This window comes from Virgibacillus aidingensis, assembly GCF_010994035.1.
Lineage (GTDB): Bacteria > Bacillota > Bacilli > Bacillales > Amphibacillaceae > Virgibacillus_N.
This window is the reverse complement of record NZ_WIXN01000002.1, coordinates 199,142-211,777: the sequence shown is the minus strand read 5'-3', so window position 1 is coordinate 211,777 and position 12,636 is coordinate 199,142. Positions and strand designations below refer to the sequence as shown.

Genomic DNA, 12,636 nt, shown 5'->3' with positions numbered 1-12,636 from the left:
AGGAGACCATATGGTAAATGAAAAAGAATTAAAATCGCTGATAGAAAATATTCTACATGAAATGGTTGAAGGCACTTCATCCAAAACACAAAAAAATGTATTAAAAGGCAATGAGCGGGGACAAGCTGCCGGCGGCGAGTCCAAAATAACCATTCCGGATATATCCGAAGTGGAAATCAGAAAAGATCTGCTCGTTCCTGACCCTTATGACAAAGAAGGTTATATGGAAATGAAAGAGAAGACGCCGGCAAGGATTGGTGTCTGGCATGCAGGCCCGCGCTATATGACTTCGACTTCACTAAGATTCAAAGCGGACCATGCAGCAGCACAGGATGCAGTATTTTCTTATGTGGATGAAGACTTTGTAGAAAAAAATAACCTGTATCCAACCGCAACAGTTTGTAAGGACAAAGATGAATATATCACCCGCCCTGACCTGGGAAGACAATTTTCCGACGAAGAAAAGGAAAAAATTAAACAGCATTGCGGAAATCCAAAAGTGCAAATCATGGTTGGCGATGGGCTCAGTTCGGCATCCATTGAAGCTAATCTGGAAGATACACTCCCTGCAATTAAACAAGGTTTAAAAGTGCATGGAATTGATACGGAAAATGATTTATTTGTAAAACATTGCCGTGTGCCTGCAATGGATGTCATTGGCGAAGTAACCGATGCAGATGTCGTTTGTCTGCTCGTTGGAGAGAGACCGGGACTGGTAACCGCTGAATCCATGAGTGCATATATCGCTTACAAGCCAACAGTGGACATGCCGGAAGCAAGGCGTACGGTAGTTTCCAACATTCATCAGGGAGGCACCCCTCCGGCAGAAGCGGGCGCCCACATTGCAGAGCTGATTAAAAGAATGATTGACAAGAAAGCTTCAGGACTGGATTTAAATAAAGCTTAATGGAGCTTTTAATATATTATTCAGAGGAATGGAGGAAAGAAGATGAAGCACGATCGAATCTATGCTGAGGTACTGGGAGTAAAGCTGATCTCCAATGTCAGTCCCGATCTGGCAAAGGAATTCAAGCTTAACTCCAGCCAAAGAAGCTTAGGCATCATCACAGGGGATATAGATGATGTCGTGTACGCCGGTCTGGATGAAGCGACAAAGAAAGCGGATGTGGAAGTGGTGTATGCCGAATCCATGTATGCCGGTGCAGATAATGCTGCGACAAAACTTACCGGCGAAGTAATCGGTGTGTTAGCCGGGGATAATCCGGAAGAGGTAAGAAGCGGGCTGGATGCAGCAATCAGCTATATAGAAAATGATGCGTTTTTTGTAAGTGCAAATGAGGATGATTCCATTAATTATTTTGCCCATCTCATTTCAAGAACAGGTACGTTTCTTTCCAAAGAAGCAAACATCCGGGAAGGGGAAGCGCTGGCTTATCTGATCGCACCGCCGATCGAAGCTGTTTATGCCCTGGATGCAGCCTTGAAAGCAGCAGATGTAAAGCTTGTTACTTTTTATGGCCCGCCTTCTGAAACAAACTATGGTGGAGCCCTCTTGACAGGAAGTCAATCAGCAGCTAAAGCTGCCTGTGATGCTTTTGCAGCAGCCGTAAACCATGTCGCGGATAATCCGAAGGGATACTAGGTGATGTTTATGGAAGCACTTGGATTAATCGAAAATAGAAGTTACCTCAGTTCCATTGTTGCTGCAGATACGGCTTTAAAAGCGGCAGATGTTAACTTGATTGATGTGGAAATAATCAAAGGCGGGTACGTCACGGTAAAACTGATTGGTGATGTTGCAGCAGTCAGGGCTGCTGTGGATTCTGGAACTGCAGCAGTGGAGCCATTTGGTACATTGATATCCAGCCATGTGATTCCGAGAATGCACAGGGAAACACATCAGCTGATCGAAAAATTGCCGCAGCAATCAGACCAGGATGACCCGGAAAAGTTGTCCGAGCAGGCCGAACCTAAAAATCAGTCCGGAGAACAGGCAGAAGGTGAGAAGGAAATCGTGGTAAGGGAGGAAGCTCCTGAAGCCTTGGAAAAAGACGATGTGCAGGTTGATGACCATGCCGCAGAGGATACACCTGATCCTGAGCAGGGGAAGAAAGCACCAGTCCTTTATCGGAAAGACCTTGAAAAAATGACAGTAAGTAAATTGCGTCAGCTTGCCCGGGAAAGGGATGTAATGCCTGCAAATACAAAGAATATTAAGTATGCAAGGAAGGCAGAACTGATCAGCAGCCTCATCGATGATGATGGAATGTATGATAATGAAGTAAAAGGTTAAGGAGCTTACATCTGCTGCTCCCGGTGTGATTCCCGGGAGCGCTGAAACCAGCTGTAATAAGATTGTTAACCAGGTATTAATATCAAATCATATAAATTTTATAACTATTTTAAGGAGGAATTTATAATGGCAACGAATGCATTGGGAATGGTGGAAACAAAAGGATTAGTAGGTTCTATAGAAGCAGCAGATGCAATGGTGAAAGCAGCAAACGTTACACTGATTGGAAAAGAGCAGATTGGTGCGGGACTCGTAACAGTACTTGTAAGTGGAGACGTAGGTGCAGTTAAAGCTGCTACAGACGCAGGAGCAGCAGCGGCAGACCGAGTAGGCGAATTGATTTCCGTACATGTTATCCCGCGTCCGCATACTGAAGTAGGTGCCATTCTGCCAAAACAGTCGGGCGAAACTGAGTAATCACCAATGCAGGAAAATAAGATAGAGGCAACACGTTTACCTCTATCTTATTTTTCCCTCAAGGATTGCGGGGAAAGGAAGTGAAGCCATGGCTGTGCTGACAGAAAGCCTGCTGCGAAGCCGGTTTTTGAATAAACAATTAAATGAACCTGTTTTAGAGCTTCCTATGGGAACCATATTAACCCCTTCTGCGAAAAGCTATCTTCAGGAAAAAAGAATTGATTTTACATTTGTAGAAAAAAATAAGGCAGAGGAAAATAAAGCTGCTGAAGCAACAGTATATGAGCAGCCGAAAAAAAGTGATTCTCCCATGAAATACCGAGTGATACAAGGCGGATATCTGGATGAAAAACCGGAGCACATGACTGCACTTCATTCCAACCTGCTCGTTTACAAGGATCATCCACGGATTATTTTTCGCGGCAAGCTTGATTCACTCGAAGCGAAGATGATCGAAGCACAGTGGAATATAGCAGAGAATAACTATTCCAGCCTGGCGGATGACTTATCAGAAGTATTGGGATTTGTACGGGAAATTCTTCGTGCAGAAGTACTGGAAGAAGATCTTGGTGAATTCCGGCTGCTCCATATGGATGAAAAGGAGATCCGAGAAATGTCCCATCATCCGGAAAAGTATTTTGGCATCGGAGATTTTACACCGGATTTTCAAATGGGAGCAGGAATTGTTGCCTTAAACGCTGTACGGACAGCAGTGAGGGAGACTGAACTGGCAGCTTATCAGGCTTTTAAAAAAGAAGATGGCACCACAGCCAGGGACGATATTATTTTGGCATTAAACCGATTGTCCTCCCTTTGCTATTGTTTGATGGTGAAATTCAGGGCAGGCCATTATAAAGCGGAAAAAAGGAGGTGAGGGGCTTGAACCAGCTTCTTGCAGAAACGATCACCAACACGGTAAAAAAAGTCATGCTGGAAGAGTCTTTCGTGGAAGTGGAGGCATCCGGCAGACATGTTCACTTAAGCAGGGAAGCCATCGATTTTTTATTCGGTGAAGGATACGAGCTGACGAAAGCAAAACCACTTTCCCAGCCTGGACAATTTGCCTGCAAAGAGCGAATTACAGTCGCCGGACCAAAAGGAAAACTCGAAAATGTTGTTATTCTGGGACCTGAGCGAAAAGCATCCCAGGTGGAAGTGTCATTGACAGATGCAGTCGCTTTGGGCAAGCAGATCCCTGTCAGGGAAAGCGGAGATATAGAAGGAACGCCAGGGATTACATTAATTCACAATGACCGCCAGCTGGAACTGGATAAAGGGCTAATTGTTGCAAAACGGCATATCCATGTTTCTCCCGAGGATGCAGAAATACTTCAAGTGGAGAATAAGGAACTCGTGCAGGTAAAAGTTTTCGGTGAGCGATCATTGACTTTTGATGAAGTAGTTATTCGCATTCATCCTAACTACAGGACATACATGCATATCGACTTTGATGAAGCAAATGCATGCGGCTTTAGGAAAGGTGTCCTGGGAAAAATCATAAAAAAATCGCCTGGCAGCCAACCGGGCGGGAGCCGGAAAGCAGCACCATTACAGCATACTCCAGCAGAAACCGAGCTGGGAAAGATGACAGAGCTAAACCAAAAGATTATTACGGAAAATGATTTGCAAAAACTATTTTTACAACAAATCACGAAAGTAAAAATCCCTGCCGGCAGCATCATCACCCCTCTTGCTAATGATTATGTACGCAAGCATAAATTGGAAATATTAAGACGTGAGGAGAATAAGGGATGATAATTGGGGATGTAATTGGCTCAGTATGGGCCACTCGCAAGGATGAAAAACTGAACGGGCTGAAACTCCTTGTTGTCCGGCCAAAATACACGGATGATTTAAGGGCTTCCTTTGTAGCTGCCGATACAGCAAGCGCCGGCGTCGGCGATACCGTGCTTGTAACAAAGGGAAGCAGTGCAAGGAGTGCTTTCGGCAGGGAAAGGATTCCCGTCGATTCCGTCATTGTCGGTGTCGTTGATTCTATAGATATCAAGGAGGATTGAGTATTTTCATCTTTCAGGACTAGGAGGAAAAGGTATGGGAATAAATGAAATAGTAATTTATATCATGGTCATTTTCATGATCATTGGTGCAATAGATAAAATGTTTAAAAACAAGCTTGGTCTGGGCCAGCATTTTGATGAAGGTCTGATGGCCATGGGTTCCCTGGCATTGGCTATGATTGGGATTATCGTCATGGCCCCGGTAATTGCCGATGTGTTAAGCCCGGTTATTGTTCCTGTTTATACAGCGCTTGGAGCAGATCCGGCCATGTTTGCCGGTAGCCTCTTGGCCATAGACATGGGTGGTCTGCAATTGGCACAGGAAATGGCGCTTAATGATGATGCAGCTATGTTTTCAGGGGTAATACTTGGAGCCATGATGGGGGCAACCATTGTATTCTCTATTCCTGTATCACTGGGGATTATCAGAAAAGAAGATCAGCGTTACCTGGCTACAGGAATGCTTGCCGGATTTATCGCTATTCCCGTTGGAGCCATCGTCGGCGGATTGGTTGCAGGCTATTCCTTTGGCATGGTTATAACCAACCTGATTCCAATATTCATCCTGGCTGCACTTGTGATCCTGGGGTTATGGAAAATTCCGGAAAAAATGATTAGAGGATTTACGGTCTTTGGTCATGGTGTCGTTGTCGTGGCAACCGGTGGCCTGGCTATAGGTATTATTGATGTCCTTACAGGAATTACAGTTATTCCCGGAATTGCGCCTCTTTCAGATGGTATTGAAGTTGTGGGAAGTATTGCCATTGTACTGGCAGGTGCATTTGTAATGGTGGAAGTAATCACAAGAGTTTTCAAAAAGCCATTAATGCGCGTCGGCAAACTTCTTGGAATGAATGAGGTTTCCGCGGCAGGAATGGTAGCAACACTTGCAAACAATATTGCCATGTTCAATCTGATGAAGGATATGGATAATCGCGGAAAAATTATTAACGTAGCTTTTTCAGTTCCGGCTGCCTTCGTACTTGGAGATCATTTGGGATTTGCCGCAGGTGTCGCCAGGGATATGATTTTTCCTATGATTGCCGGTAAGCTTGTTGGCGGTATAGCTGCGGTGTTCATTGCAATCCTTATTGCAAATATGATTTTGGGAAAGGCAGATAAAAAGCCTGCAGTTCGATAAATATTTGGGCTGAATCGAAATGAATCGAGGATACCCTTCAATCAGTTGTAAGGAAAGTAGTGATTAATTATGGAGGAAGATAAAAAACGGTTTATACAGGAGTTTGTCCCAGGCAAACAGATTACTTTAAGCCATTTAATTGCAAACCCTGATGAAGATATGTTTGAAAAATTAGGTGTACAGCAGGCCGGGGCACTGGGCGTGCTCACTCTTACTCCGAGTGAATCAGTCATTATAGCAGGAGACCGTGCAACAAAGGCGGCAAACGTAAGTATAGGCTTTTTGGATCGTTTTACCGGCAGCCTGGTACTTGTAGGAACTGTTTCCGAAGTAGAAACAGCGCTTCAGGAAGTAAATGAATTTTTAAAAGAAGTGCTCTCGTTTACCCCGGCGAATATAACGAAATCCTGATGGAATGGAGGGCTGGTAATGCAGAAAAAAAACCGAGCCATGATTCTTGGAGGGATTGATGCAGGAAAAACAACCCTGACGGATGCATTATTGGGCAATGATCGGAAGCCCAGTAAAGTAAAGACGCAATCCTTAAACTATGTTGACTGGATTGTGGATACACCGGGGGAATATACGGAAAACCCGCTTCACTACAGGAGCATTATGGCAACTTCCATGGAAATTACCCATGTGCTGTTTGTCCAGGATGCCACTAATGAAAAATCAATATTTGCGCCGGGTTTCAGCTCTGGCATCAACAAGTTATCCATCGGGGCGGTGACAAAAGCAGATCACGAAAATGCGGATATTGACAGGGCTGTCTGGTTATTGAAAAAGGCGATGGTTAGCGGACCGATTGTTATCACATCGGCTTACACGGGACAGGGCATCAGCAGCATTTTGGATCTGGTCAGACTAAATTCCATGAGGGAAATGAAAGAGTATGCGGAAGATACTGATGCTGAACATATCATCTTTCATGAAACAGTCAGATAAGATTTCTCCCTCAGCTTTAGAGAGGTTGGAGGTGTATACATGGACAAGGAATTTGTGGAGAAGGTAACGAGAATGGTAATTTCCTCACTCGAAGAAATGAAAGGAAACGGGATTTTTTCCAATCAGCAAGCTGTGAAAATCTGGCCTCATAAAAGCCCGCTGCCTGATCCAGTTGTCCTGACACATGTGAAGGCAGAAAAGCCGGAAAACGGAAAAAGCATCGTAACGTTTTCTCCTTATGTATAGGAATTTAATAAAGTGTGCAGAAAGGAGCATTTGATTTGAAATTAGACAAGGATTTACTATCCGTACAGGAAATGAGAGACGCGGTACAAAAAGCAAAAGAAGCCCAGGAAGAATTCATGCAGTTTTCCCAGTGGAAAATTGATTCCATTGTAGAAGCCGTAGCTAAGGCTGCTTATAACAAGTCACAGGAATTAGCTAAGCTTGCTGTTGAGGAAACGGGTATGGGCGTAGTGGAGCATAAAGTAATGAAAAACCATGTCGGCTCGATGGATGTGTACAATTCCATAAAAAATGAGAAGACGGTTGGGGTCATTAATGAAGACACGACAAACAAGGTGAAAGAAATCGCTTATCCATTTGGTGTCATCGCGGCCATTATTCCAACAACGAACCCGACTTCAACTGCTATGTTTAAAACAATCATTTCCCTGAAAGCGGGGAATGCCATTGTAGTAAGCCCTCATCCGCGTGCAAAAAGATGTACTGTTGAAACACTGAAAGTCTGCAGGCAGGCAGCCATTGATGCAGGGGCTCCGGATGGGCTGATCGGCTGGATCACTGAGCCGAGCATGGAAGCAACGAACCAATTAATGACCCATAGAGATGTGGATCTCATTTTATCCACCGGGGGAGGCGGACTGGTAAAAGCTGCTTACAGTTCCGGCAAACCTGCTTATGGCGTCGGTCCGGGAAATGTCCCTGTATATATCGAAAAGTCGGCTGATGTGAAAAAATCGGTGAAAATGATTGTAGACAGTAAAACATTTGATAATGGAACGATCTGTGCCACAGAGCAAGCCATTATCGTAGACAGCAGCATTAAAGACACGGCAGTCCGGGAATTTAAAAATAATGGCTCTTATTTCCTGAATAAGGAAGAAAAAGAGAAGATGGAGAAGGTTATTTCTCCGGGAGCCGGGAAAATTAATCCTGACATCGTAGGTAAAGCAGCAGTAAACATTGCAAAAATGGCCGGAGTCAGTGTGCCGTCAGACACCAGGCTGCTCATTGCGGAAGAAGACCAGGTTGGGAAGGAAGTTCCTTTCTCTCTGGAAAAACTCGCACCGGTATTTGCAATGTATACAGCAAATACACAGGAAGATGCAAAAGCAAGATCACTGGAACTGCTGAACCTTGGAGGAAGAGGGCACAGCTTTGCCCTTCATACGCATGATGACAAGGTCGTAGAGGAATTCAGCGCTGTAGTGCCGGTTTCCCGTGTCCTTGTAAATACCTTGTCTTCCATTGGGGCAGTAGGTGCCACAACTGGGCTTGCTCCTTCTATGACACTCGGCTGCGGCGGTTACGGAGGAAATATCAGCTCCGACAATATCACTGCCCGTCACTTGATTAACGTAAAAAGAGTGGCTCACGCCATTAAGGATGTTGAGGTGCCCAAGCCGGGAAGTGGCAGCAGGACAAATTCAGGGCAAATAAATAACCTGAACAGCATGGTAAAAGATGCATTTATTAACTCCAGTGCAGCTGGCAATGAAGCAATTGATACAAATAAAATAGAAATGCTTGTAAAACAGGTATTAAGGGAATACCAAAACCAATAATTAAGGAGGAATTTTAAATGGCTAACGTAAATGGTGCTTTAGGAATGGTGGAAACAAAAGGGTTGGTAGGATCTATCGAAGCAGCAGACGCCATGGTAAAGGCAGCAAATGTGAATTTAATCGGCAAAGAACAAATTGGCGCAGGACTGGTAACTGTACTTGTCAGTGGAGATGTGGGAGCAGTAAAAGCAGCAACAGAAGCAGGCAGTGAAGCAGCCCGCCGTGTCGGAGAACTGGTATCTGTCCATGTCATTCCTCGTCCTCACAACGAATTGGGCAGTATCCTCCCTGAGTAATTTTTGGTAAGATGACACCGGTAAGAAAGTAAAAAAGCTGGAAAGCCGGGGCTGCAGCATGCACTCCCGGCCAGGAATTAAAAAGGAGGAGAAGCATGTCCATTTTTAAGAGAAGAAAATTTGCAGTAATTGGCGCAGGGTTTACCGGCACGACTACAGCATTTTTACTCGCACAAAAGGAAATGGGTGATGTCGTACTGGTCGATATTCCCGACCAGGAAAACCCGACAAAAGGGAAGGCGCTCGATATGCTCGAGGCTGGCCCCGTGGAAAAATTTAACGGCAATGTAGTTGGCACCTCGGATTATGCAGATATTAAAGATGCCGACATGGTCATCATTACCGCAGGCGTTGCCAGAAAACCTGGCATGAGCCGGGATGATCTTGTTGCGATAAACTCCGATATTATGAAGGATGTATCGCAAAAAATTGTAAAGTATGCACCGGAAAGCTATATTCTTGTATTAAGCAACCCGGTGGATGCGATGACCTATACATGTTTTAAAACAACAGGATTTCCGAAAAACCGGGTCATCGGACAATCCGGTGTATTGGATACAGCCCGTTTTAACACGTTTGTAGCCCAGGAACTGAACATTGCAGCTGAAGACGTGACCGGATTTGTACTTGGCGGCCATGGCGACAGCATGGTCCCGCTCATCCGCTACTCCAACGCAGGCGGCATTCCGATCAGCAATTTACTGCCTGAAGAAAAAGTGGATGCGATCGTAGAACGGACCCGCAAAGGCGGGGGAGAAATCGTCAATCTGCTCGGCAATGGCAGTGCCTATTACGCTCCAGCCGCATCCCTGGTGGAAATGGCAGAAGCAATTGTGTATGATAAAAAGCGGATCCTTCCGTCCATTGCCTACCTGGAAGGTGAATACGGTTATCAAGATATCTATCTGGGCGTCCCAACCATCCTTGGTGCAGGCGGAATTGAAAGTGTTATAGAACTTCCATTGACCGAGGATGAACAGCAGCAGCTCGATCGATCCGCTGATGATGTAAAGAATGTGATCAGTAAGCTATCGTTGGGTTAATGCTAATTGGATATTTAATGGATTATATAATAAGCAAGCATGGAGATTTACAGCTTTCCATGCTTGCTTTTTTAGTCAGTAGTTAAAGGGGTGCCGGCAGTAAGCTTTCTCTGGTATGTGAAGCCGCGGAAGTTGTCCGATGACCACCCTGATCGCCTTGCCCGGGGTGGCCAAGGGTCCGAAAGATTTTAGTGACCACCCTGATCGTCTTGCTCGGGGCGGTCAAGAATCCAACCGATTAGCAAGACCACCCTGATCGCCTTGCTCGGGGTGGTCAAGGCTCCAACCGAGCAGCATGACCACCCTGAGAGTCTTTCTCGGGGTGGTCAAGGCCCCAACTGAGTCGCATGACCACCCTGATCATCTTTCTCGGGGTGGCCAAGGCCCCAACCGAGCTGCATGACCACCCTGACAGCCCTTCTCGGGGTGGTCAAGGCCCCGACCGAGTATCAAGACCACCCTGACCGCCTTGCTCGGGGTGGTCAAGGCTCCAACCGAGCTGCATGACCACCCTGATCATCTTTCTCGGGGTGGTCAAGGCCCCGACCGAGTATCAAGGCCGCCCTGACAGTCTAGCTCGGGTTGGTCAAGGCTCCAACTGAGTCGCATGACCACCCTGATCATCTTTCTCGGAGTGGTCAAGGCTCCAACTGAGTCGCATGACCACCCTGATCATCTTTCTCGGAGTGGTCAAGGCTCCAACCGAGCTGCCTGACCGCCCTGACCGCCCTTCTCGGGTTGGTCAAGGCTCCAACTGAGTCGCATGACCACCCTGAGAGCCCTTCTCGGGTTGGTCAAGGCCCCGACCGAGAATCAAGACCGCCCTGATCGCCTTGCTCGGGTTGGTCAAGGATCCCAACGTGCTCAATGACCGCCCTGACCGCCTTGCTCGGGGTGGCCAAGGCCCCAACCGAGTATCAAGGCCGCCCCGATAGTTATCTCCCCAAATGTTAAAAAGAAAAATCCCGTTCGTTCTCACTTATGCCTCCAAATGCATTCATTCTTTTCTGTATCATGTCCTCCACATTATTCGTAGTAAATCCAACGATTGTTGCCTCTTGCTGTAAAATGCTGAGAAAGTATATTGGATATTGTCTTTTTTAATTTAATTTCCCGGCACCAATCATGAATAATATTGGAAGTTATATTTTCTTCAGGGAAAAGCAGCTGGAATTCCCTTACTGACCGAATTACTGCTTCAGCTATTAGTTCCTCATGCCCACATTCCTCACATGCAGCTTTTAATCTTTTAATATGAATGGAAAATGAATGGCATTTCCGGCAGGTAATCCCTTTTTGAAGTTGTTCATAATTGTAAGCTGGAATTTGTTTATAAGGCGGATCGGTAATGTGAAGGGATTGCAGTTTTTCTGCTAATAAAAAGTGGTGCCTGCTTAACGGAGCAGATATTGCATTCAGATTTTTGAAATGTTTTTTAAGCTGACTTAGAAAGATAATGGGTTCGTCAGGAGGGGCCTGATATAGTGTAAATTCATCATTGATAAAAACCACTGCCCCTTTCGTGGGGGTATTGAATCCATGCTTGGGCAGCAATTGATTCAGCAGGGATTCACATCTTTCCAGTTGATGTAAAGGGTTAATTATTTCCTGCTTAGATTTTATGAAAAAGAATTTATTTGTCCGGGGGTCAAAAATGTAGTCCCCCTCAAAGTTTTTCACTTCATAGAGGTACGTTTTGTCTGCTGTGATGATTAAAGCATCAATTTGGAAAGTCGTGTTATTTACCTTTAGCAGTAAATCATTTAATATGATGCACTCACATTGAAGATTTTCAGTCCATAAATCAAATTTCTTTTCTCCCTCATATCCTTTTTTCAAGGATATATAATAATGCTTGTCCTTTGGTGAAAGGCTCATTCTGGTATTGAGGTATTCTAAAGTGAGCAACTCGGAGGATTTTTTTCGGGGTTTAAATAATAGCATATTCCACTTCCTTTCTAACTCCTAAGTATACACAAAAATTAGAAAAACGCAATTTAAAAAACCTTCTAACCTCTTTTATTAATCCATACTGAATGTTAATATTTAATTAATATTTTGGCATCCCATGTAAATCACAGATATAACCTTATTCGAGGCGGGTATTTTGATAAAAAAAGGATAATTTAATTGGATAGCAGGTGCCTGCGCTCCACAAGAGCAGGGCAGCAAAGTAAACGAACTTGGATATCGTTAAAAAGGTCAACTACATCTTCTGGGGAGGAGTTTTGCTCATGAAAAAAGTTATTTTATTGCTGTTGTTTTTCATATTCATAAGTGCATGTACTGACAATGGAGAAGTTACGGAACATAAATATTTATTTACAGGAGAAGGGGAATATTGGTCGGCCGAACTGGAGTACGAAGCAGAAGAAATTTGGGATAAGGACGCCGATGATGTAAACACCTATGCAAATGAGAGCGACTATATATTTACATTAACCTATAAAGGAGATCTGGAAGAATTGGCACCAATGGAGCAACTGGAATATCAATATGAAAAAGGGACAGTGGGTAGCGGAAGTTCTTCGTTTACGTTTGATGAACCTGTGTCTGATAAGAAATTCACTTCGAGAGGCGGGGGCTCAGGAGCGGTGATGAGGGAGGATATGGTCGTTCATGTCGATGTGAGATGGGATGAACAAGAAGAATCCTTTGAATTAATTGTAAAGGAGTAGTGCTTTTTTAAATTCTCCATTAAAAATGATTCC

The 12,636-nt window shown here is 44.7% G+C and carries 15 protein-coding genes and 1 pseudogene; 15 read left to right on the top strand and 1 reads right to left on the bottom strand.

Going from position 1 to position 12,636, the window contains the following annotated elements:
- Positions 1-10 precede the first annotated feature (10 nt).
- The 14 genes and pseudogenes from eutC to mdh all read left to right on the top strand — a co-directional run bounded on the left by eutC (position 11) and on the right by mdh (position 9,925).
- Positions 11-907: an ethanolamine ammonia-lyase subunit EutC gene (gene eutC, locus GHD25_RS02870; protein WP_164214834.1), complete on the top strand. Its 897-nt coding sequence runs from the start codon at positions 11-13 to the stop codon at positions 905-907.
- A gap of 42 nt (positions 908-949) precedes the next feature.
- Positions 950-1,603, top strand: coding sequence for an ethanolamine utilization microcompartment protein EutL (gene eutL, locus GHD25_RS02865; RefSeq protein WP_164214833.1), 654 nt, complete (start codon positions 950-952; stop codon positions 1,601-1,603).
- Positions 1,604-1,606: 3 nt separating this feature from the next.
- Entirely contained in the window at positions 1,607-2,254 is a 648-nt protein-coding gene (locus GHD25_RS02860; protein WP_164214832.1) for a BMC domain-containing protein, read from the top strand.
- 126 nt (positions 2,255-2,380) lie between these two features.
- Entirely contained in the window at positions 2,381-2,671 is a 291-nt protein-coding gene (locus GHD25_RS02855) for a BMC domain-containing protein (protein ID WP_164214831.1), read from the top strand.
- A gap of 88 nt (positions 2,672-2,759) precedes the next feature.
- Entirely contained in the window at positions 2,760-3,545 is a 786-nt protein-coding gene (locus GHD25_RS02850; RefSeq protein ID WP_164214830.1) for a cobalamin adenosyltransferase, read from the top strand.
- Positions 3,546-3,550: 5 nt separating this feature from the next.
- Positions 3,551-4,189, top strand: a pseudogene (gene eutD / locus GHD25_RS02845) (ethanolamine utilization phosphate acetyltransferase EutD); the annotation flags it as partial.
- A gap of 233 nt (positions 4,190-4,422) precedes the next feature.
- Positions 4,423-4,689 (top strand): EutN/CcmL family microcompartment protein, encoded by a 267-nt coding sequence (locus GHD25_RS02840; RefSeq protein ID WP_164214829.1) that lies wholly within the window; start codon positions 4,423-4,425, stop codon positions 4,687-4,689.
- 34 nt (positions 4,690-4,723) lie between these two features.
- On the top strand, positions 4,724-5,830 hold the full coding sequence (gene eutH, locus GHD25_RS02835; protein ID WP_164214828.1) for an ethanolamine utilization protein EutH: 1,107 nt from the start codon (positions 4,724-4,726) through the stop codon (positions 5,828-5,830).
- A 69-nt stretch (positions 5,831-5,899) separates the two neighbouring features.
- The gene (eutS, locus tag GHD25_RS02830; protein ID WP_164214827.1) at positions 5,900-6,241 is read left to right on the top strand and encodes an ethanolamine utilization microcompartment protein EutS; all 342 of its coding nucleotides are present in this window, start codon (positions 5,900-5,902) and stop codon (positions 6,239-6,241) included.
- A gap of 18 nt (positions 6,242-6,259) precedes the next feature.
- Positions 6,260-6,778: a EutP/PduV family microcompartment system protein gene (locus GHD25_RS02825; protein ID WP_164214826.1), complete on the top strand. Its 519-nt coding sequence runs from the start codon at positions 6,260-6,262 to the stop codon at positions 6,776-6,778.
- A 39-nt stretch (positions 6,779-6,817) separates the two neighbouring features.
- A complete protein-coding gene (locus tag GHD25_RS02820) occupies positions 6,818-7,024 on the top strand; it encodes a hypothetical protein (RefSeq protein WP_164214825.1) in 207 nt (68 codons plus the stop codon).
- Between the two features lie 35 nt (positions 7,025-7,059).
- Positions 7,060-8,586 carry an aldehyde dehydrogenase family protein gene (locus GHD25_RS02815; RefSeq protein WP_240452195.1) on the top strand — a complete coding sequence of 509 codons (1,527 nt, stop codon included), beginning with the start codon at positions 7,060-7,062 and terminating at the stop codon, positions 8,584-8,586.
- 17 nt (positions 8,587-8,603) lie between these two features.
- Entirely contained in the window at positions 8,604-8,882 is a 279-nt protein-coding gene (locus GHD25_RS02810) for a BMC domain-containing protein (protein ID WP_164214824.1), read from the top strand.
- Between the two features lie 95 nt (positions 8,883-8,977).
- Positions 8,978-9,925, top strand: a complete 948-nt coding sequence (gene mdh / locus GHD25_RS02805; protein WP_164214823.1) for a malate dehydrogenase — start codon at positions 8,978-8,980, stop codon at positions 9,923-9,925.
- Between the two features lie 1,026 nt (positions 9,926-10,951).
- On the opposite strand, the gene GHD25_RS02800 is transcribed toward mdh, so the two are convergent.
- Positions 10,952-11,764 carry a nuclease-related domain-containing protein gene (locus GHD25_RS02800; protein WP_346426765.1) on the bottom strand — a complete coding sequence of 271 codons (813 nt, stop codon included), beginning with the start codon at positions 11,762-11,764 and terminating at the stop codon, positions 10,952-10,954.
- Between the two features lie 395 nt (positions 11,765-12,159).
- Between GHD25_RS02800 and GHD25_RS02795 the strand changes: the two genes are divergently transcribed.
- Positions 12,160-12,603 (top strand): hypothetical protein, encoded by a 444-nt coding sequence (locus GHD25_RS02795; RefSeq protein ID WP_164214821.1) that lies wholly within the window; start codon positions 12,160-12,162, stop codon positions 12,601-12,603.
- The last annotated feature ends 33 nt before the right edge of the window (positions 12,604-12,636 follow it).

Excerpts from the sequence above, each read along its gene's own strand:
- eutC (WP_164214834.1), top strand. The coding sequence starts at position 11 with ATGGTAAATGAAAAAGAATTAAAATCGCTGATAGAAAATATTCTACAT.
- eutL (WP_164214833.1), top strand. The coding sequence starts at position 950 with ATGAAGCACGATCGAATCTATGCTGAGGTACTGGGAGTAAAGCTGATC.
- GHD25_RS02860 (WP_164214832.1), top strand. The coding sequence starts at position 1,607 with ATGTTTATGGAAGCACTTGGATTAATCGAAAATAGAAGTTACCTCAGT.
- GHD25_RS02855 (WP_164214831.1), top strand. The coding sequence starts at position 2,381 with ATGGCAACGAATGCATTGGGAATGGTGGAAACAAAAGGATTAGTAGGT.
- GHD25_RS02850 (WP_164214830.1), top strand. The coding sequence starts at position 2,760 with ATGGCTGTGCTGACAGAAAGCCTGCTGCGAAGCCGGTTTTTGAATAAA.
- GHD25_RS02840 (WP_164214829.1), top strand. The coding sequence starts at position 4,423 with ATGATAATTGGGGATGTAATTGGCTCAGTATGGGCCACTCGCAAGGAT.
- eutH (WP_164214828.1), top strand. The coding sequence starts at position 4,724 with ATGGGAATAAATGAAATAGTAATTTATATCATGGTCATTTTCATGATC.
- eutS (WP_164214827.1), top strand. The coding sequence starts at position 5,900 with ATGGAGGAAGATAAAAAACGGTTTATACAGGAGTTTGTCCCAGGCAAA.
- GHD25_RS02825 (WP_164214826.1), top strand. The coding sequence starts at position 6,260 with ATGCAGAAAAAAAACCGAGCCATGATTCTTGGAGGGATTGATGCAGGA.
- GHD25_RS02820 (WP_164214825.1), top strand. The coding sequence starts at position 6,818 with ATGGACAAGGAATTTGTGGAGAAGGTAACGAGAATGGTAATTTCCTCA.
- GHD25_RS02810 (WP_164214824.1), top strand. The coding sequence starts at position 8,604 with ATGGCTAACGTAAATGGTGCTTTAGGAATGGTGGAAACAAAAGGGTTG.
- mdh (WP_164214823.1), top strand. The coding sequence starts at position 8,978 with ATGTCCATTTTTAAGAGAAGAAAATTTGCAGTAATTGGCGCAGGGTTT.
- GHD25_RS02795 (WP_164214821.1), top strand. The coding sequence starts at position 12,160 with ATGAAAAAAGTTATTTTATTGCTGTTGTTTTTCATATTCATAAGTGCA.